This window comes from Pararhizobium sp. IMCC21322 (assembly GCF_030758295.1).
Taxonomy (GTDB): Bacteria; Pseudomonadota; Alphaproteobacteria; order Rhizobiales.
On record NZ_CP132335.1, the window covers coordinates 3,622,345 to 3,642,156 of the forward strand.

20 protein-coding genes are annotated in these 19,812 nt (G+C 51.7%); 5 read left to right on the forward strand and 15 right to left on the reverse strand.

All coding sequences use genetic code 11. The features are described from left to right. Nucleotides 1-71 precede the first annotated feature (71 nt). Nucleotides 72-1,358, reverse strand: coding sequence for an ABC transporter substrate-binding protein (locus RAL91_RS16980; RefSeq protein WP_306257441.1), 1,287 nt, complete (start codon nt 1,356-1,358; stop codon nt 72-74). Between the two features lie 129 nt (nt 1,359-1,487). Between RAL91_RS16980 and RAL91_RS16985 the strand changes: the two genes are divergently transcribed. Beyond that, complete coding sequence (locus tag RAL91_RS16985; protein WP_306257442.1) at nt 1,488-2,234, forward strand: FadR/GntR family transcriptional regulator; 747 nt, start codon at nt 1,488-1,490, stop codon at nt 2,232-2,234. 285 nt (nt 2,235-2,519) lie between these two features. Here the strand turns inward: RAL91_RS16985 and RAL91_RS16990 are convergent, their stop codons facing one another. From RAL91_RS16990 to RAL91_RS17005, 4 genes are all read right to left on the reverse strand, one after another. After that, the gene (locus RAL91_RS16990; protein ID WP_306257443.1) at nt 2,520-3,659 is read right to left on the reverse strand and encodes a fumarylacetoacetate hydrolase family protein; all 1,140 of its coding nucleotides are present in this window, start codon (nt 3,657-3,659) and stop codon (nt 2,520-2,522) included. A 113-nt stretch (nt 3,660-3,772) separates the two neighbouring features. Next, nucleotides 3,773-4,207, reverse strand: coding sequence for a PfkB family carbohydrate kinase (locus RAL91_RS16995; RefSeq protein WP_306262980.1), 435 nt, complete (start codon nt 4,205-4,207; stop codon nt 3,773-3,775). A gap of 75 nt (nt 4,208-4,282) precedes the next feature. Continuing rightward, the gene (locus tag RAL91_RS17000; RefSeq protein WP_306257444.1) at nt 4,283-6,172 is read right to left on the reverse strand and encodes a bifunctional diguanylate cyclase/phosphodiesterase; all 1,890 of its coding nucleotides are present in this window, start codon (nt 6,170-6,172) and stop codon (nt 4,283-4,285) included. Nucleotides 6,173-6,289: 117 nt separating this feature from the next. Next, nucleotides 6,290-6,814: a molybdopterin-dependent oxidoreductase gene (locus tag RAL91_RS17005; protein WP_306257445.1), complete on the reverse strand. Its 525-nt coding sequence runs from the start codon at nt 6,812-6,814 to the stop codon at nt 6,290-6,292. Between the two features lie 266 nt (nt 6,815-7,080). On the opposite strand from RAL91_RS17005, the gene RAL91_RS17010 reads away from it, so the two are divergent. After that, complete coding sequence (locus tag RAL91_RS17010; protein WP_306257446.1) at nt 7,081-7,518, forward strand: DUF1801 domain-containing protein; 438 nt, start codon at nt 7,081-7,083, stop codon at nt 7,516-7,518. Nucleotides 7,519-7,570: 52 nt separating this feature from the next. On the opposite strand, the gene RAL91_RS17015 is transcribed toward RAL91_RS17010, so the two are convergent. From RAL91_RS17015 to pcaC, 4 genes are read right to left on the reverse strand one after another with little or no spacing between them, the layout of a single operon-like run. Further along, entirely contained in the window at nt 7,571-8,623 is a 1,053-nt protein-coding gene (locus tag RAL91_RS17015) for a 3-carboxy-cis,cis-muconate cycloisomerase (RefSeq protein WP_306257447.1), read from the reverse strand. Next, a complete protein-coding gene (pcaG, locus tag RAL91_RS17020) occupies nt 8,616-9,227 on the reverse strand; it encodes a protocatechuate 3,4-dioxygenase subunit alpha (protein WP_306257448.1) in 612 nt (203 codons plus the stop codon). The genes RAL91_RS17015 and pcaG overlap by 8 nt, the downstream gene beginning before the upstream one ends. Then, entirely contained in the window at nt 9,227-9,970 is a 744-nt protein-coding gene (pcaH, locus tag RAL91_RS17025) for a protocatechuate 3,4-dioxygenase subunit beta (RefSeq protein ID WP_306257449.1), read from the reverse strand. Before pcaH ends, pcaG begins: the two co-directional genes overlap by 1 nt. A gap of 2 nt (nt 9,971-9,972) precedes the next feature. Beyond that, on the reverse strand, nt 9,973-10,380 hold the full coding sequence (pcaC, locus tag RAL91_RS17030) for a 4-carboxymuconolactone decarboxylase (RefSeq protein ID WP_306257450.1): 408 nt from the start codon (nt 10,378-10,380) through the stop codon (nt 9,973-9,975). A 206-nt stretch (nt 10,381-10,586) separates the two neighbouring features. On the opposite strand from pcaC, the gene RAL91_RS25120 reads away from it, so the two are divergent. Beyond that, nucleotides 10,587-11,003, forward strand: coding sequence for a GNAT family N-acetyltransferase (locus RAL91_RS25120; protein ID WP_371932431.1), 417 nt, complete (start codon nt 10,587-10,589; stop codon nt 11,001-11,003). Here RAL91_RS25120 and RAL91_RS17035 read toward each other — a convergent pair. Continuing rightward, nucleotides 10,903-12,600 carry a PAN domain-containing protein gene (locus tag RAL91_RS17035; RefSeq protein WP_306257451.1) on the reverse strand — a complete coding sequence of 566 codons (1,698 nt, stop codon included), beginning with the start codon at nt 12,598-12,600 and terminating at the stop codon, nt 10,903-10,905. The two genes, RAL91_RS25120 and RAL91_RS17035, sit on opposite strands and share 101 nt — an antisense overlap. Before the next feature lie 74 nt (nt 12,601-12,674). Here RAL91_RS17035 and RAL91_RS17040 point away from each other — a divergent pair, with 74 nt between their 5' ends. Further along, nucleotides 12,675-13,055, forward strand: a complete 381-nt coding sequence (locus tag RAL91_RS17040) for a hypothetical protein (protein ID WP_306257452.1) — start codon at nt 12,675-12,677, stop codon at nt 13,053-13,055. Beyond that, nucleotides 13,031-13,600 carry a hypothetical protein gene (locus tag RAL91_RS17045; protein ID WP_306257453.1) on the forward strand — a complete coding sequence of 190 codons (570 nt, stop codon included), beginning with the start codon at nt 13,031-13,033 and terminating at the stop codon, nt 13,598-13,600. Before RAL91_RS17040 ends, RAL91_RS17045 begins: the two co-directional genes overlap by 25 nt. Nucleotides 13,601-14,003: 403 nt before the next feature. Here RAL91_RS17045 and RAL91_RS17050 read toward each other — a convergent pair whose 3' ends face one another. From RAL91_RS17050 to gatB, 5 genes are all read right to left on the reverse strand, one after another. After that, nucleotides 14,004-15,227, reverse strand: coding sequence for a glycosyl transferase (locus tag RAL91_RS17050; protein ID WP_306257454.1), 1,224 nt, complete (start codon nt 15,225-15,227; stop codon nt 14,004-14,006). A 12-nt stretch (nt 15,228-15,239) separates the two neighbouring features. Further along, a complete protein-coding gene (locus RAL91_RS17055) occupies nt 15,240-16,037 on the reverse strand; it encodes a mannosyl-3-phosphoglycerate phosphatase (protein WP_306257455.1) in 798 nt (265 codons plus the stop codon). Then, a complete protein-coding gene (locus RAL91_RS17060; RefSeq protein ID WP_306257456.1) occupies nt 16,034-17,833 on the reverse strand; it encodes a sugar phosphorylase in 1,800 nt (599 codons plus the stop codon). Before RAL91_RS17060 ends, RAL91_RS17055 begins: the two co-directional genes overlap by 4 nt. A 77-nt stretch (nt 17,834-17,910) precedes the next feature. Beyond that, nucleotides 17,911-18,177 carry a DUF167 domain-containing protein gene (locus tag RAL91_RS17065; RefSeq protein ID WP_306257457.1) on the reverse strand — a complete coding sequence of 89 codons (267 nt, stop codon included), beginning with the start codon at nt 18,175-18,177 and terminating at the stop codon, nt 17,911-17,913. A gap of 26 nt (nt 18,178-18,203) precedes the next feature. Further along, nucleotides 18,204-19,685, reverse strand: coding sequence for an Asp-tRNA(Asn)/Glu-tRNA(Gln) amidotransferase subunit GatB (gene gatB, locus RAL91_RS17070; protein WP_306257458.1), 1,482 nt, complete (start codon nt 19,683-19,685; stop codon nt 18,204-18,206). Nucleotides 19,686-19,812: the final 127 nt, after the last annotated feature.

The following is a 19,812-nucleotide window of genomic DNA, read 5'->3' on the forward strand; positions in this document are numbered from 1 at the left end:
ACCCTGTTTCTGCGGCCGGGAGCCAGCTGTGCGTTTACCGGAACCCGGCCGTCAATCGATATCTTGTGCGTTTATTCAGGCAGCAGCGGTGTCACACGTTCCTGAACCGAATCCATGGCTTCTTGCGGCGTTTTCATACCAAGAAGAACAAGGTCCAGCTCTTCGACGAAGATATCCTGCACCCGCGCCGAGTTGTCCCAGCCCGGCAGAGGGGGACGGGCAACGGCAAGTACCGTCTGTTCGGCTTCGGCATAGGACAGACGCTCGCCCATGCGCGGATCATCATAAGCCGATGGACGCACAGGGCCATTCCCGTTCAGAGCAGCTTTGATTGTGTTCTCCGGTGACGATGCATTTCGGATGAAATCCCATGCAAGATCCTTGTCGTCGGAGTTCTTCGGGATGAACATCGCCCAGAATTCCGTACGTACCGGGGCAACCTTGAAGTCAGACAAGTTCTCTGATGCCGGAAGTGGAATAGAGATAATCTTGCCCGGGTACTGGCTTTCATCCGGATTGTTGTAATTCTTGTTGCGGCCAAATGGAGAAATTGCCATGGCACCACGTCCCTGCTGCATGAAGGTAATGACATCTTCGGTCAGGAAACTCAGATACGTTTCGGGGAGCACACCGTCATTGTAGAGGTCTTCCACGGTCTTCACGGCCGCAATCATCTCAGGGCTGTTGGCTGACAGTTGGAAATCAGACGTCAGAAATTCGCCGTTACTCTGTGCCCGTGCGATATCCGTGATGGTTGTCGGCGTCCGGTCATCAAGCATGAGACCATAGACCTTTGTCCCGTCGTCACGGCTGAATGATAAAGCGCGTGCGACTTCCAGCACTTCTTCAAAGGTTGTCGGCACCTCCAGCCCTCTTTCTTCGAGCAACGCTGTGTTGATATGAAGGGCGGCTGTCGCATGGCGATAGGGAATACCGTATAATTTTCCGTCAATCGTCAAAGCGTCCAACATGCCTTTGGGCAATTCGTCGAAACCTTCGATTGGATCTGACGCAAGATGATCGTCGAGTGGTTCGAACATCTCTGGAAACTGCGGCAAGAAGAAGCGGTTCGCGGCAAAGCCCACATCGACAGACGTCGAAGAAAGACTGGCCTCGCGATACAGACGCTCATGAACCGCAGCGGTGTTGAAAGTCAGCCATTCGATTTCAACATCCTTTTCTGCAGCCCACTCTCCGGCGAAATTACCGCCCGCATCACCGGTCATGGTCGTCTGGTGAACCTTGTGGCCGACAACCGTGAGCGGCTCGGCGCTGGCCTGCGATATGGACAAACACAGCGCGGCAATTCCTGCCAAACTTGACAAGCCTGCTAGAAGAATTTTGGACTTATTCTGCATGTGGTGTTTCCTCCCATTTGCGTAGATGCTTGCGGTAAGTTGATCCATGTTGTAATACACGTCAATGCCAATGGCGGGAAAAACGAACAGTTGTAATACAACAGCGATAACTCGAATGCGACCGCAGATATGAACCCCGAGACGCCCGAACCCGCCCCCAAAAAGAACCGTGTTGAAGTGGTTTATCACGCGCTTTCACGCCTGATCGATGGTGGAGATCTGACGGCTGCTGATCGTCTTCCAACAGAGAATGCGCTTGCCAAACAACACGGTGTTTCGAGGCCCGTTGTGCGCGAAGCCATAGCCAGGTTAGCGGCTGGTGGTCTGGTTCGGACTGTACGTGGCAAGGGTACTTTCGTGCAGCCCGGTCAGGTTATGGAACAAATGAAACTGGCCCCGATCACTTCGATCGACGATCTCCTGGCGTGGCAGGAACTCCGCGTGGCTATCGAGCAGGAAGCCGCGCGTCTAGCGGCTACGAGACGATCCGAAGAAGACCTGAATGAACTGGTTCGATTGCTTGGCGAGATGATGAATAGCCCGGAAATGGATGGTTACGGCGGCGAAGTTGATCACGCATTTCACGTGGCGATTGCTGCCGCTGCCCACAATCCGGCCATTCTCGATGCCCAAATAGCACTTGGCAGGCACATCAAGGGATGGATTTCTGCAGTCCTTAATGTGGAGCCGGCAAACCACGCGAAAAGGCAGCAATATCGGCTGAGCGAGCACGAGGCGATTGTGGACGCAATAAGCGCAAGAAATCCAGAGCGTGCAGCGCAGGCAATACGCAGCCATATTGAAAATGGCAGAACCCGATTTCTGGCGAGAATCTCACAGCTGCCAAGGGGAAATGAAGCTGGTGAAGATCGCTAGCTGAGACTTTGGGCAGAGGCTAAATCTACCTTTCGCGGTAACATGGATCGTGTTGGGGAATATTGGGCACATCGCCCGGTCTTGAGTTGCGGTACCTGTTGTTTGATGATCGCCCGGACACTCAGCAGTTTTTCGCGCCGTCCGTCGTCGTCGAGTTGGTCAAAATAGTCCGAGGGCGTGGTGGCCTCATAAAGCATCGAAAAAATTTCCCTCCAGAATCTCGGGTCTGAACTCGGGAACCGGCGAACTTGGCTCGAACTTCGCTGGGCGAAATCACTCGTTTTCCTATATCAATTTGCGTTTCGAGAGGTTCTGCATAAGGGCTCGAACCCCAAAGGTCCATTCAGCACATTTTGTTGAAAGGTTCACTGTGTTGCGAAGCGTCCCTAAATCAGCATTGCTGATGGAGACCACATCATTGAGTTTGTGGGTGAAGCCTTCGCCAACAACATCTCGATCCTTTGTCGGAGCAAAGAGTGTGCCGAGAAACAGAACCAAACCGTCCGGATATTGGTGATGTCGACCAATGGTCTGCGTCACCAGGTCTTGCGGATCACGGCTGATCTGGCTCATGGATGAAAGCCCTTCAAGTTCAAAACCGTCCTCGCCGCTTACCGTCATCTGGAGGTCCATCTGGCGGACATCATCCAGATCATATTGTTCATCGAACAATCGGATGAATGGCCCGATGGCGCATGAGGCGTTGTTGTCCTTGGCTTTTGAAAGCAATAGGGCGGACCGCCCTTCAACATCGCGCAGATTGACATCATTGCCCAATGTGGCCCCCACGATACGTGCCGCTGATGAAACCACGAGGACTGCCTCCGGCTCGGGATTGTTCCATTTGGAAATCGGGTGGAGGCCCACCTCCGCACCATAACCGACGGATGAAAGCACCTGTGCCTTCGAAAAAACTTCAGCATCGGGTCCAATGCCAACTTCCAGATACTGGCTCCAAATCCCTTCACGGATGAACGCTTCCTTGATTTGTTGCGCTTGTTCCGAACCTGCTTCCACATTGTTCAGGCTGGTGCCGATGAGGCCGGTAACACGTTCGCGAATGGCCAACGCCTTTGAAGGATCACCTGCCGCCTGCTCTTCAATCACGCGCTCGACCATGGAATTGGCAAACGTGACCCCGCAGGCTTTGACCGCCTGCAAGTCGCATGGAGCAAGCAGGTGGGATTGAGATGGATCACCCGGCGAACGCCCCAAAAAGTCCTCAAGGGACCCAAGAGTGGTGCCGGACGCGCTGCGCACATAGCCCAGCGGGTCTTCCATTTCGCAAATATCACGAACCAAAGGCGCATCGGCCGATGTTATGTCCACCAAATGATTGTCCCGCAGAGTGACAACACTGGGCCCCTTCGCATCTGCGTCCCACACACGTCCCAGAAAGGTGCCATTTTGAGGAAAATCATTCATGTCTACTCCAGTCATTTTTCATCCAGATTTGCGCTCTCTCGCCTGATATCAATACGACCTTATCAGGAACGTCGCTGCAAAAACAACGTAGCAATCAACGCTTACGCCCTCGCCTACTTGAGCTTACCAAAAAGCATCTGAACGTCCTGATGGCGGCACAGATCCGTGCCCGGCGTCATGACAGCAGCGGCCCCGGCAGCCAGACCAAGCCGGAATGCCTCGGTCACTGGCTTGCCCTGAGACACCCCCCAAATCATGGCCCCGACAAAGCTGTCACCGGCACCAACCGCCGAACGCACTTTGACTGCAGGTGACGGCAGTTGAACAACACCGTCGGCATGCGCCAGAAGCGCACCATCAGAACCAAGGCTCACAACAAGGTTCTCAACCACGCCCCTGGCAATCAAAGCGGTAGCAACCTCGCGCAGACCGGTTTCATCAAGCTTATGGCCTGCGTATAGTTCCAGTTCGTGTTTGCTTGGCTTGGCAAGATAAATGCCGCCATGCGCAAATGCTTCATGGATCGGCTCTAACGGCTCGGCACGCAGCTTTGTTCTGGTCTATGGCGGGAGTTAATTGAGAGGTTGAATTGGGTTCAGGCCCTGGTCAGAAACGGATGCGTTTCATGCTGTATCCCTGATCTCATTCTGGGAAGAATGACCAATTTGAAAGAGATAGGTCTCAAGTTTTTCCATGGGCAGCGGATGGGAGAGATAAAAACCTTGCGCAAACTCGCACTGGTTCCGAATGAGCAATTCCATCTGTTCGTTGTTTTCAACGCCTTCTGCAACAACATCGATATCAAGCGACTTGGCAAAAGCGAGTATCGAAAGAACAAGCTTTCTCTTTTTTTCATGCAATTCGGCGTCTTTGATGAAGGATCGGTCAATCTTGATGCGGTCCAGTGGAAGCTCGGCAAGCGAAGCCAGATTGGAGTAGCCTGTCCCGAAATCATCAACCGCAAGTTTGACACCAATATCGACAAGCGCCGAAAAGACCTTATCCGATGTAGCCCGGTTTCCGATGAACACACTTTCGGTAATTTCGATCTCGACACGATCCGACGACAGGCCAGTTTCATCGAGGATGGCCTTCAGGTAGGAGGGCAGCCCAGAATCCTGAAAGCTCTTACCGGACAGGTTTATGGCAAATCTCAAATCAGGTTGTATTGACAGCAGATCAACGGCGTCAGAACACGCTTTTCGCAAAACATATCGGTCGAGCCCGAGTATCAGATCACTGCGTTCTGCAAGTGGTATGAACTCAGATGGCGCAATGATGTTACCATTCACGGGATCACGCCACCTGACCAGGGCTTCCAGCCCTGTGATCTGGCCAGTCGCGAGCCTGAATTGCGGTTGCCAGACAATGAAAAGCTCATTGTTTTTCATGGCAGATTGCAAACGACTTTCCAGCTTGGAGCGCGTATTGACCTGACTTAGAATCTCACTGGAGAATCTGACAACCCTGCCGCGCCCTTTTCCTTTGGCTGCGTACACTGCGTGATCAGCATTCTTGAGCAATGTTTCAAGGTCTTGACCATCTTCTGGAAAACTGGCTGTACCAATGCTCGCGCCAATTCTAAGCCGGTGTGTCTCAACTTCGACATGCTGATTAAGCGCGTCAGACAATTCTGCAAACAGGGCGTGCGCATCATCCTTTTCTTCACATGAGACGATGATCGCAAACTCATCCCCGCCAATGCGACAGGCCCTGACATTGGGCGTCTCAGCAAACCTCAGAAGCGTGTCACCCACGGCTTCCAGAACCTGATCTCCAATGTGATGGCCATAAGTATCATTAATGCCCTTGAAGTGATCCAGATCAATCAGTGCCACGCTGACGCAATGATTGTTTCTCTGTGCTTCCTTGAGAAAAAATTGCCCGTTGAGCGACATCCAGTTCCTGTTGTGAACGCCTGTTGTCTGATCATGTGACGCAAGATATCTGACGGCAGCCAGGACTTCGTGGCGATTGACCAAAAGAAGCGCAGAACCGATTGAAACTACCGAGAGTGCCAGCAACGAGGCAATGATCTCCCACCACAATTCCCCCAATATGGATTGCAGATGGGCCAATGCTGTATTTGTGTCAGTTCCGAACGAGTAATAATACTCGTTCATTTGCTTCTCGATTTCGCTGATCTCGTTCTCAATGCGCAAAAGCGTTGGCGGATCAAATGGCAGTCCGTTGGCAAGAACCACATCTATGGCTTCGATTTGTCGTGCTATGCTGTCCACCAATTCGCCATATTCTGGAAGACTTCTGATCGTCTCATCGCGGTTCACCCGGACGAAGCGGATGTAGGCCAGGTCATTGGCTTCAGACAGCCGCTCAAAGCTCTCCTGGTTTGCGGGCGCAAGACGGGCGCCAGCAGCCGCATCTCCCAGAGCTGTGGTATCCCGCAGCATTATGTGAAGGTCACGAATGGAATAAAAACCGTAGTTCGGCAACTCGCTGCTGACCTGGCGCAGTGTTCCTGACACAACCATAATCACAAACAGGCAGGCCAAGGCTGCTCCTAAAGAAGCGCCAATTTTGGCAGCAAGCCGTCGCCTGCGTGGAACGCCGGATTTGCTGACATCTTTTGGAAATTTCTTTAAAATACGAACCTCCAACCCTTGAGAAATTTATTGCATGTGCTCAATGGACGTGATCGCCCAGACCCAGCGACGTTTGTGGACTGGCGTATCGTATTCAGGGTGATCCAAAATTGGATAGACCAGACGAACCGGCCCTTGGGTGCGAAGGGTCAAGGGCTTCCCATTCTGACGCGTTGCCAACAGCAGCGGACCGTCTGTCCAATCCGATCGCGGGATGGTTTGTGTGTAATTATCTGTTGCTCTCACCAGAACCTCTTCGGCATCATCAAGGCCGACCTTTTTCAGGAAGTCACGAAACAGAATGCCTTCAAAAACCAATTCGCCTTTTTCCCATGGCGAGACGGTTGTTACACGCATCAGACCGATTGCTTCCAATTCCGCAACTGACACATCAATTGTGCCATCGTCCCCAACCACTGTAACGGTTGTGCCCGGTAATGGAGCGCTCTCCGCGACCGCCGGTTCAATGGCGCTCACAGACCCTGGCACTGCGCAAACCGCCACAGTCATTGCAGCCAGTGTGAAAGTACAAAATGTCCTGATCGAACGCATGCGGTCTCCCTCGCAGGTTTTTTTGACGCCAGAAAGTTCACGTCTAGGGAAGACAAATACGCGCCTGTTGTTAAAGAACAGGCTCGTAAAGAGCGTTAGCAGAGACTTAATGTGAAGCCGAAAAATGCCAAGTAAATAGGCGGTTAGGACGTTCACCTGTTCCAGTTGCATGTAACTGCAAAAGCGTTTTTGAAACCGTACGTGGTGCAAGCCATAAGAGGTGTCGCACTATTGCGCACCTCCATCGTTTAACTTTATCATGTCTCATGGCCAAGAAAGTACAGCTCAAGACCCAAAAAAACGAGGCCAGCGTCCAGGCCTTTATCAGCACGATAGAGGATGCAGGTCTGCGTGCAGACAGCAAACAGCTTCTCACGCTGTTTGAGGAAATCACAGGCGTTGCCCCCAAAATGTGGGGTGGCTCCATCATCGGGTTTGGCGAATACACCTATTACCGCTCCAATGGAGATCAGGGCACTTATATGGCGACCGGCTTCAGCCCACGAAAAAGCGGACCGACCATCTACATAATGCCGGGCTATCAGAACTATGACGCCATGCTGCAAAGGCTTGGCCCATACAAGCTTGGCAAATCCTGTCTTTATCTGAAAAGCCTTGAGAGCATTGATCTGGATTGTTTGAAAGAACTAATCGAGACCGGGCTGAATGTTCTGAAAAAAGGCCACGCAACCAGCTTTGATTGAATACCGCATTTAAAAAGTCCTGATTGCGCCGACCGATCCGGTTTGATCACGCTCAACACGCGTGCCCCATACCGGACACCTGCCCCGTCAAACGATTGGCGGTTTTCAAAGCACAGGCTGTGGCTTCGCACATGTTGGGCAAGATCATCCATTCTAATGCCCAGGCGCTTCCAGAGCGTTCCTGTTCATGAACCAGCGCCTGATGCATGGCCGAAACTTGAACCGCATTGAACCGGGCCAGTGTCACAAGCGTTTCTGCTGCAATCGGATTTTGCTTGTGAGGCATGGCGGAAGAACTGCCGCCGCCCTTCAAAACCACATCATCAATGCCCTGCTGCGCCATCAGGCAGAAATCCTGCCCCATTTTGCCGAGCGTACCGGTGACCATTGAAAGCCAGTTTGCATATTCGACCAGATTATCACGTTCCGTGTGCCACTGTTTTGCAGGATTGCCGAGTTCAAGGGAAGCGGCCATGTCGTCTGCAATTGCGACCGCTTTTTCACCAAACACATGATTGGTTCCAACCGCACCGCCCAGTTGCAGAACGCAGATCGCCGAATCAATTTTTTCCAACCGGATCAGGTGCCGCTCCAACGGGGCCTGCCAAGCCCTGACGCGGTCGCTTACACTGATTGGCAGCGCTGCCTGCATGCGTGTGCGTCCCATCATGCCGTTCTGACCATAGGCGTGAATCAAACTCTGCAGAAATTCATTTAAAGCGCTGATATCAAGGGCGAATTTCTTGTTTATACCTTTAAGGCTAAGCGCCAGCGCTGTGTCTAAAAGGTCTTGGCTGGTCGCACCGAAATGAACATCTGTTTGATTCGGATCGCCAATATGGGTCTTGAGCTCACGGACAAATGCAGGAACCGCAAGGCCATCAATCACCGTCTCCGTGCGGATCTTCTGCATGTCCGGCTTGAAGGACCGACATCCGGCAATGATCGCAGAAGCGCTTTTGTTGTCTATCAGACCCTGCGCGCCAAGCGCGTCTGTCAGAGCAATTTCAAACTGGCAGAAATGCGCCAGAAAAGCTTCGCCGGAAAACGCTGTCGAAACAGCTTCATCCCCCAGTAACTCCCCGAGTAAGGCATGCTCAAACATCAAAAAACACGGTTTCCAGCGCGCCCTGAAGATGTATGTCAAACAAATAGCTGTCACCCTCCCGGCCCGCAAGCAACGTCTCTCTGCGCTTTGGGTCGGTTATGCTGGCCAGCACAGGATCAGCAGAATTCGCTTCCGGTTCATCTGCAAAGTAAAGCCGCGTCGAAAGACCCAGATTAATGCCCCGCGCAACGATCCAAAATGAGATATGGGGTGCCTGCATCCGCCCGTCAGAGGCCGGCACGGATCCCGGCCTGATGGTGTCAAAGGCAAAATATCCGGTTTCCAGATCAGTCGGCTGACGCCCCCAACCTGCAAACTCCGGGTCTGCTGTGCCACGGGTCTCCTCAGGACTGTTATAGAGACCCTCTGCATCCGCCTGCCAAGTCTCAATCAGGCCGTCTTTCACGATATCATTCGCCCCATCAAAAATCCGCCCACGGATGTGAATGCGCTCACCTTTGGTTCTGTCTGAGAGCAGACGAAGACCCGGATCTTCAGCGTAGACACCGGAAATACCGACAAAATTTGGGGTGCAGCCAATATGAACATAAGGACCGGCGGTCTGTGATGCGCTTTCCTTCAAAAGGAATGAATGTGCCATCAATTGCCCTCCATCCGGTTTTCAAACAAAGTGGATTGGCGCCCGCGCAATATCACATCCAGTCGATAGGCTCTGATATCCATCGGCACTGTATGCTCCATATCCAGACGTGCGGTCAGTTGATCAATCGCCTTCGGATCATTGATTGCATTGACGATGGGGCACAAAACAATATGAGGATCACCCTCAAAATAAATTTGCGTAATCAGGCGCTGCGCAAAGCCACTGCCAAACAGGGAATAGTGGATATGGGCCGGTCGCCAGTCATTGCCGCCATTAGGCCATGGATAAGGCCCGGGCTTGATGGTTCTAAACGCATAATAGCCATTCTCATCTGACAACAGCCGTCCACAACCGCCAAAATTAGGGTCCAGCGGCGCCAGATAACTGTCATTCTTATGCCGATAGCGCCCGCCCGCATTCGCCTGCCAGACTTCCAGCAAAGCGCCAGGCACGCCCTGGCCATTTTCATCCAGTATGTGCCCATGCACAATAATACGCTCACCAATCGCGCTTTCACCCGGCTTGGCAAAATTCTGGATCAAATCATGATCCAGCGCCCCAAGTTCGTTCTGTCCGAAGACAGGCCCTGTGGTCTCAGACAAGGACTGCTCCAGCATCACCAGCTTTTGTTTCGGTGATCGCAAAATGGTGCTGCGGTATCCGGGTGTAAAAGCATCCGGATGCCAATGCCGGTCACGCTGGTTGAAGCCAGACAAGCCCTCCTCCCCGGATTTTGGCATGTTCAGCCCTCCTCAGCTGCCGTATCGGTCTGCTCAGCGTCCATTTCAGCGAACGTTTGTTTGACAATTTTGATAGCGCGGTTGGCCGCTGGCAGACCGGCATAAATGGCAACATGCATCAGTGCTTCGCACACATCATCCTTGCTGGCTCCGGTATTTGCGGTTGCCCGCACATGCATGGCTACTTCCTCGTCATGTCCGAGCGCCGCCAGCAAGGCAATGGTGACGATTGACCGCTCACGCGGGTTCAACTGCGGACGCGACCAGACATGCCCCCAGGCAGTCTCTGTGACCAATTCCTGAAACGGCGCATCAAGCGCCGTTTTGTCAGCCTCGGCCCGGTCCACATGGGCATCGCCCAGAACCGCACGACGAACCTGCATGCCAGTGTCGTATCGAAGTGATCCCATTTCCTGCCCTCAAACCTTTTCAATACTGTCTGCAATTCTGCAGAGTATATGGTGACACATTAGGCTCAGGGTTTCATATGATAAAGGCTGTTTATAAACAGCAGCGGCCGAACCCCACGCATTGTGCAGTTACAAAGGCGAAAAACACCAAATCATGAAAACACGGCTCACCAACAGCTGCACATATCAAGCCCCTGCAAAGCGTATTGGACCAGACGGAGCTGTTCCCAAGCGACATGCTGCCAGACATGATCGCTGATTTCCTGTCATCAGATGACAGCAATGACATTTGGATCACTTGCGAGTTGGACGGCACTCCAATCGGCTTTTGCTATGCCACCCCGGAGGCATTAACTGAAAGGACCTGGAACATGCTGGCAATTGCAGTTCTGCCTTCCAGCCAAACCCGTGGTGCGGGCAGCGCACTGACAAACCATCTCGAAAAACGGCTCCGGCAACGCGGCAACCGAATTCTCATTGCCGACAATACATGTCCCAATCCGGAAGGCCTGGTTCCTCCAATTATCGCTGCTCAAAAAACCCCGCTACCGTGCCAGCCCCACCTTTCACGTATGCGCCCGGGCGATCAAGCAAAACACATTGGCCTTCCTTGTAGTCAATAGCTTCGCATTGATCTGACTGCACGCAAATCTGCAAACAGTCCTTTGCATTCTCAGTGGTCACACGCTCAAAACTGCCATCGAGCTGGAACGACATATCCTCAAGTAAATAAGTCCTGATAGGCAGGGTCGATAAACGCATGTAGCGCTGCGAAATACGCCGAACGACCGTGTCAGCTTTGGAATTCCTCACGAGATCTCCGACGGGCCAATCCTTGAGAAAACAAACCTGGTTCCAGCGATCATAGGTTACAGCAATACAATTGGAGCCTGCAGCTTCGCACTTGTCCAAACACTCAACCATCGAAACATCATTGTGCCGCTCAAGGTCCTCACTATCATCCATCAGAAGATCAAATCCGGAGAACATACGAAACTCGCGGGCGTAGACCTCAGAGAGTGACGACATGTCTTCTTGGCCCAATGGATCAACTGATGCCAACGCCGAGTTGGCATTTACCCGCGGCAGATCATCAATCATGGTGCCAGGATGATATGCATAGATAGCCGGCAACGGGATTGTTCCTCCCCAAGCCTCATCAGATACATCAGATGGATGCTCGATTGAGTTTTCAGGATAACTTTCAACTAGTGTGGCAGCAACACCAGTGCCATACCACTCGTCGCCCTCAATTTCTTTTGAGACCGACACGATGCAATAAATCTCGTAATATTTGCTGCCAGACCAAAAAGGGCCAGACACTCCGAGAAGAGACCCATCCGTACCAATTTCAAATTCAACATCCAGTTGATCCACGAACCAATTATTTTTCAGATTCTCTTCTTTGTCGTCATCCAGATATAGGCTGCTATTTATAGTCAGTTGATAGTGTTCTGGAGCAGTAGGCGTGGTTGCATAATAGCTGTCCTTCGGAGGAAATGTGGCCAGAGTATTTGCACATATGTTGCGGATCAGGTTAGGCGCTGCCTTGCTGTTTACCTCTGGATATTGAATTCCAACTATCCTGACATCTGATAGAATTGCGTCGCCAACATGTTCAATCCAATACATGCGCTCAGCAGGGGTTTGGAGGATCATGGACAACAGGAAGTCCGGTAGAATAACCTCCCTGCGTTCCTTTATCTGATTGATACTAAACAGCTCTGCAGCAACTTGAATGGCCGAATTATAGGCTTCCACAACGACTTCCGTGCGCTGACTGCGTCCAGGTGGTAAATCGAGCGAAGGCCCATGAAAGCCTAATCGCGCCCCGGCGTGCATGTTGCGTTCCACCTGTCTTGTAAGGTCAGTCCCTTGTACATTACCACCGGCGATAAAAATGAGTGCACAAGCGGAAGCGCAACCATCGCCGGGCAAGATGGCAGTGTCGATATTGGCCGTCCAAATCATATCGAGCACTTCAAGGGCGACTGAAAGATCTCCACCTTCAGGGCTATCAAGGCATAAAGTGAGCGGTTCATATCCCGCGCCGTCAGCAAATTTTTTAAACGCTCCAAGATCCCGAGCGTCTATTTCACCCGTGAATTTGGCATCACAAGCTTCGGTATTTGGATAGGTAAGTTCACCTGCAAGTGTTGACCGCATGAATGTTAGACCACCGCATACCACCAACAATCCAATAATTATCAAGCGCAGCATCTGCTCCCCTCCTTGCTTTTCAACGTAAGCGGGTCTTATGCTAATCGTATTGCCTAAGCACGCAAGGGATTGTTATGCTCATACGACTTTTGATTGTGTCAGTAATCGCCTTGAACAACATGATAAACATCGCTGTAGCGGATGATTATTACTACATTTTGGCTGCTGAACGATGGCAATGCATAGCCAATAATGCTGAAGGTTATTTGCAGTCACAACGACGCGGTCTGATCTACATCGCTGTTGATCATTGTCCAATCATACCCGCCGATCCCATCCGGGCTGTGTCGCGAAATGAGAACCCATCGTTTGGTGTATCTGACGCTGCACAGTTTGATATGCTGCTGACATTTTCAATCGCCGAGTTCGAATGTCTGATCAACCAGGAAATTCCCCAGACCGCGAAAGCTCTGACGCTTCTCTATGACCAGTGCAAGATAACGGTTGGAAACTGAACGTGGAACTAAAAGACAAAATCGACCTTGGCTTGAAGATTTTTGCTGCTGGCATAGCTGCATTTGGCGTCTGGAAGTTTTTTGCTGACCAGGCTCTGACAAGAGACTTAAGCGCACGTGCTGAAAGTTTACGTGTCGTTCGCGATTTTTCTGGTTCTTCTATGATCGACGCGCGTGAAGAACTCACCAGGTTTTGGCGAAACTATCCGGAATTCATCTCATCGACCGATGAACACAATGTTGTTTCAAACCGCGAGTATCGCGGCTTTGTCAGATCTGCCATGAAGACCTATTCCGGTGCGGAGCAGCTATCAACCGCGTTGTTTCGCCTAAACGACTATTATGAAACATTGTATCTGTGTCGCCTTTCCAACATTTGTGACGCACAACTGTTAGACACTTTTCGCTGCGATACAGCGGTAGCCCACCAAAGATATTACGCAGACTTTTTCAACGAGTTGAATCGTGCGATTGGCGGTGATGATTTCGGGGTTTCCTTGGCAAGCTATGCGACGTCCTGTGGTGAAGAAGAAGCGAAAGACTGAGGGATTTTTTGTGTTTCAGGCCTGAACCCAAATAGAGAAATCACGTCGGACAAATGATCAAGTATTTTAGAATCTGCAGACCAAATACGGTTCCCGATAAAACCAACAAAATCCCCATACGAATCCCTCAAATATCTGAACCACCAACAGCATAAATGGCGCATGCTAAACTACGTTCAGCTTCTGCGTGACGCCCAAACGCAGCCAACAGGCGCCGCCTACCCTGCATGGTTGGAACAGACCAAATTCAGCCAGACAGTGTGGATGAATCAGGCTCGAACCACCAGATGATCAACGCCAGTTTTGCGGCAGTAGGCTTAGTCCTGCCTTTTCCTGCCGGTGATAATGGCTTAGCTCTTTACGCCCCTGACGAGAAAACAGACACCGTGCTGCAATCCGCTCCTTAAGCCCTATAATCCATGCCATCAGCTGCGACGGCCTCAAGCAGATGCCTCAACAAGTCCGGATCAGCGGATTGAATGCGGCTCCAATTTGGAATGAAGGGTGTTTCCATGGGGTTTTCCAGGAACATGTGGCCCGCTTCCACAATGTTAGCCGCGAAGAGTTCCACAGCTTCCTCTTCCTGATGGCGATCAATCGAAAGGCCGTTGATTAGCGCATCATTGTAATACATCTCGATCAGATCAAGCGCAGTCCGATAGTAGGTCGCCTTGATGGTTCGAAATGTCTCCTGATTGAACACCACGCCATCGGTTGCCAGCTTGCGGAACAGAGCTTTTGAAATATCCGTCGACATGCGCGACAGGCCGCGAGTGGCATCATCTTTGGACAAATCCTGATGCTTGTGATCATACGCGTCAGAAATATCGACCTGGCACACAGATCGGTTTGAAAGATTGCGCCAGACCTCTGACAGAACACCAATTTCCAGCCCCCAGTCGGATGGAATGCGGATGTCAGGCAATATGCTGGTTCGCATGGCAAATTCGCCCGCCAGCGGATAACGGAAACCCTTCAGATATTCGATATAATCCTGATGACCACAAACCTTTTGAATGGACAACAGCAATGGCGATACCAACAAACGGGTGACGCGGCCATTCAGCTTGCCATCGGCGATACGCGGATAGTAGCCCTTGCAGAATTGATAGGGAAAAGCAGGATTTGTGACCGGATAGATCAGCCGCGCCAGCATTTCCCGTGAATAAGTAATGATGTCGCAATCATGCAGGGCAACCACATCTGAATCCTGCGCTGCAAGCGCATAGCCGATGCAGTACCAGAAATTCCGCCCCTTACCGGCTTCCTTGGGCGCAAGACCAGCTTCGGCCAAATGATTGTGTATGGCTTTCAGACGCGGACCATCATTCCACAAGATATCGAACCGTTGCGGCAGGCGCGAAAAGTATTTCTGCGCATACCGGTATTGTTCTTCAGTGGCCTGATCAAGGCCGATTATGATGCGGTTGATGTAGTCGGCACCAGCAAGTTCATCGACAATTTTGGCAAGCGCCTCGCGTTCCAGCTCTGAAAACAGAGAAGGCAGAATGAGGGTCACTTTTCGCCGGGTTGCAAACTCCCGAAGCTGGCGTTCCATTTCCTCCAACGGCACGCGGGTCAGGTTATGAAGCGTCGCAACGCTGCCATTTTGATGAAAGTCTGCCATTTGATCTCCTGCTTATTCGTTGTTGGCAAGTAGTGTTTTTATAGTTTCATTCCAGCCGCGAGGTCCCGGCGCTACAGCACGAATGATCGATCCGCTAGCCTCTCCATCAAGGCGCGGAATACCCTTGTGGTCTGGATTTGGAATGATCACGCCAAGGTCCGCAGCTTCAAGCATGGCAATGTCATTTCCAGCGTCACCCAACGCTATGGAATAGGCCCGCTGATTTGCCCTGTGATAGCGCTTCTGTATCTCCAGCATTTGGCCGGCCTTGTTGCCACCAAATGACAGGGAAATGAAGCGCCCTCCTTGCTGGACCACCAGCCCCTTTTCCTGCAACTGATAGCTGAAGGCGTCAAACGCCTGATCATTTCCAGACCATAGACCCGGCTCTGAAAAATAGCGCTGTTTGGCCAATTCAGAATTTTGAACCGAAAGACCGGTGCGATCTGCCACTTCTTGCGCAGACCAGTCAGAAAATCCGGTAAACCCTGCCCGAACATCGTTCGGCAAATCCGAGAGTAAATCCAGAATTTGCTCATAATCGGTGGCTGCATTCCCATCCGGGTTCCCGGGTGCCAGCAAACCGGCGCCATTTTCGACGATTGCTTCACAGTGTTGGAAACCCAGCGTCTGACGTAGCGGAAATATTTCTGCCGCTGTTTTGCTGGAGGCCAGGATCAGCGGAATCCGCCGCTCCCGCAGCAATGCAAGCGCGTTGTCCGCTTCTGCATATGAATAGGTCTCATGATCCAGCAGCGTGCCGTCCAGATCACTAAAGACGATCATATTGGCGGCATTAGCGGGTTTCAAAATTTTGTGGACCGGTTCGTGATCCACCGGCATTGATAAGGTGCCAGCTCAATCACATCGCCATAGGCTTTGGTTGTTTCTCCGGACAGCAAATCTGACCATTCTTCGCCGCCAATGAGGTTTAGCGACATGGCGGGAATCGAAACCGTCTCATCCGTTACATTATGGATGGCGAACAGGCTCTGCGAGCGATCCAAGCTCTGGCGCCAGAAACCGAAAACACTTTCCCCAAGCTGCAAGGTAAACTGGGTCGCATTGGGATGAAAGGCTGGCTGTTTTGATCGTATCTGAATGATCTGTTTCATGGCGCTGAAAACGCGTGCGTGAATGCTGGATGCGTCCTCAAGCGCGTCAAGAAGATCAGGATAGTGCCAGCGGTGACGGTTGATCGCCCGGTTCACTCCTGTTTTTTCCACGCCCTCATGATCATTCGATGTCGCCAGCAATGAATGAATGTAAAACCCTGGAATACCCTCAAGACCCATTGCGATGGTCTGACTGCACAGGAACCGTTCAACATTCCACTGGTCTTCGCCCTTGACCGTGCCTTTCAGGGCATCAAAGAGAGCGATGTTGATTTCATAGGGTCGCGGACCCCGATCAGCGGTTTGCCGCATGCTGACAAGGCCGCCAAAACCCTCAACGGTTTCGATTACACTATCAATTTCAGCATCATCCAGAAGACCCTCAGCGGGACGCACGCCAATACCATCATGGGAGGCCGTAAAATTGAAATAAGTGCAGCCCATTTGCGCGGGTGGCATCGTCATCTGCCAGGCGCTGAGATGACGGGACGTGCCATTCAGCAAAGCGTGCAACAACAAGGGCGGCAGTGAAAAGTTATAGACAACATGCGCTTCGTTGCGATTGCCGAAGTAACTCAAATTTTCAAAATTCGGGACATTTGTTTCGGTGATCAGGATCAGCGAATTTTCGTTGTAATCCGCCAATAAACGCATCAGCCGAACAACTTCGTGGGTCTGATTCAAATGAATGGACGAGGTGCCGACTTCCTTCCACAAATAGGCAATGGCATCCAAACGAAGTGTCCTCACACCCTTTGAGATATGGAATCGCAGCACGCGCAAAAACTCAAACAGCACCTGCGGATTGCGGAAGTCAAAATCCACCTGATCATGGCTGAACGTGCACCAGACATGTTTTGGTCCGTTGGCTGTTTCCACTTCCCTCAGCAAAGGCTGTGCTCTCGGCCGGGTAACAGCGGATAAATCATCGTCTGGTGAGGCTTCAAAGAAGAATTTGTCATAGGGTTCATGACCCAGCAAATACTCATGAAACAGCCCGCTCTGACTGGAACAGTGATTGATGACCAGGTCAGACATGAACCGGAAATTCTGGGAAATACGTTCAATATCCTCCCACGCACCCAGCGCGCTGTTGACCGAATAATAATCCGTAATCGCAAATCCATCATCAGATGTGAAAGGGAAATACGGCAGGATGTGAACCCCGGATATGCTGTCCTTCAGGCGGCTTTCAAGGAAATCACAAAGCAGATCAAGCGGCTTGTGCTCGCCGTCTGTGAATGTGTTGCCATAGGTGATGACATAACTGTCTTGCTCACTCCAAAGCGTATTTGCTGCCATTCTGGAACGTTGCCTCGGCAAATCGCCATCAGGCCAAAAGGCCAGCAGCGCCTGATCCAGCAATGCCTGCTGGTCATGCTCGGGGTAGATTGACCCCAACAATTGCAGCAATCCCTCTCTGAGTCGCTTGGGAAACTGCTTCGACGACCCGGCAGATGAAGCTGGTGGAGTGACGTTAAAATTTTCCATAAGAATTTTTACCGCACCGCAGCATTTTTGCAAGTGGCAGAATCTGAAATCAGACTATTGAAGAGCAAACGCAGCACTTAACCGCGGACTTGAACCAGCTTGTTTCGGTCCTTGAGGCCCTTGATGATGGAGAGTGAACTTTTGGCCACTCCCATTTCCTTTGCCAACAGCTTTATGACCGCCTTGTTGGTTTTGCCATCTTCTGGAACCGTTGTGATGTAAACACGAACCAACCACGAGCCATCACCCTGTTCTTCCACCGTAATCCGGTTTGACGAAGCTTTCGGCGTCACGCGGACAGCAAACGGATTGCCGACCATCGTCGACCAATGCGGTGCGGACATGAGCGACTCAGTAATTTGCGGCAGGCTTATTCAATTCCGATTTTCTGACGCAGCAGATCATTCACAGCTTTCGGATTTGCCTTGCCACCGGTGGCTTTCATCACCTGCCCGACAAACCAGCCAAGAAGACCCGGCTTTTCCTTGGCCTGCGCAGCCTTATCCGGGTTGGCAGCAATAATGGCATCAATCTCGGCTTCAATGGCACCCAGGTCAGTAACCTGCTTCATGCCGCGGCTTTCAACGATTTCCGCCGGGTCACCGCCTTCTGTCCAGAGTATCTCAAAGACGTCCTTGGCGATTTTACCAGAAATCGTGTCATTGGAAATCAGATCAATCATGCCGCCAAGCTGTCCGCTTGAAATCGGGCTTGCGTCGATGGACTTGCCTTCTTTGTTCAGCCTGCCGAACAATTCATTGATGACCCAATTGGCTGCAATCTTGGCATCACGCCCCTTGGCAACGTCTTCAAAATAATCACAGGACTGACGCTCGACCACAAGAATATCAGCATCATATGGCGTCAAACCGTAATCATTGATGAAACGGGCCTTCTTCTCATCCGGCAATTCCGGCAGATCAACCGCCAGCGCGTCGACATAGGCCTGATCAAATTCCAGTGGCAGCAGATCGGGGTCAGGGAAATAGCGATAATCATGCGCTTCTTCCTTGGAACGCATGGAGCGTGTTTCACACTTTACGGAATCGAACAGGCGCGTTTCCTGATCAATCTTGCCGCCATCTTCCAAAATGGCAATCTGACGACGTGCCTCATATTCAATGGCCTGTCCGGCAAAGCGAATGGAGTTGACGTTTTTGATCTCGCAACGTGTGCCAAATTCCCCGCCCGGGCTGCGCACGGACACGTTCACATCGGCCCGCAGATTGCCTTTTTCCATATCCGCATCAGAGGTACCAAGATAGCGCAGGATCGAACGCAGCTTGGCGATATAGGCCTTCGCCTCATCGGAGGAGCGCAGATCAGGCTTGGAAACAATCTCCATCAGAGCAACGCCGGACCGGTTGAGATCCACATAACTCATCGATGGATGCTGATCATGCAGGCTCTTTCCCGCATCCTGCTCCAGATGCAGCCGCTCAACCCCGATTTCAACCGGGCCATCGGGCATGTCCAGATGGATGATCCCTTCGCCGACAATCGGCTGATCGAATTGCGAAATCTGATAGCCCTGCGGCAGATCGGGGTAGAAATAGTTTTTGCGCGCGAACACGGAGCGATTGTTGATCTGGGCTTTCAGACCAAGCCCGGTTCGAACGGCCTGACGCACACATTCTTCATTAATGACGGGCAGCATGCCGGGCATAGCCGCATCAACCAGGCTGACATGATCATTCTGCTCGCCGCCAAAGGCTGCGGCTGCGCCGGAAAACAGCTTTGAATTTGACAACACCTGCGCATGGACTTCCAGTCCAATAACAACCTCCCAGTCGCCGGTTGCACCGGGAATGAACTTTTTTGGGTCGGGTGTGCGTGTGTCTATCAAACTCATTTTACGTGCTCGCCTGCATCATCTCTGTGTTGGTTTCAGTTAAAGGAACCGGCTGGCAGAGACAAGTGGTCCAATAGCCGATAAGCTTAATTTATTAAGAGCGATCAATGGCTGTGTTGCTTTGAAA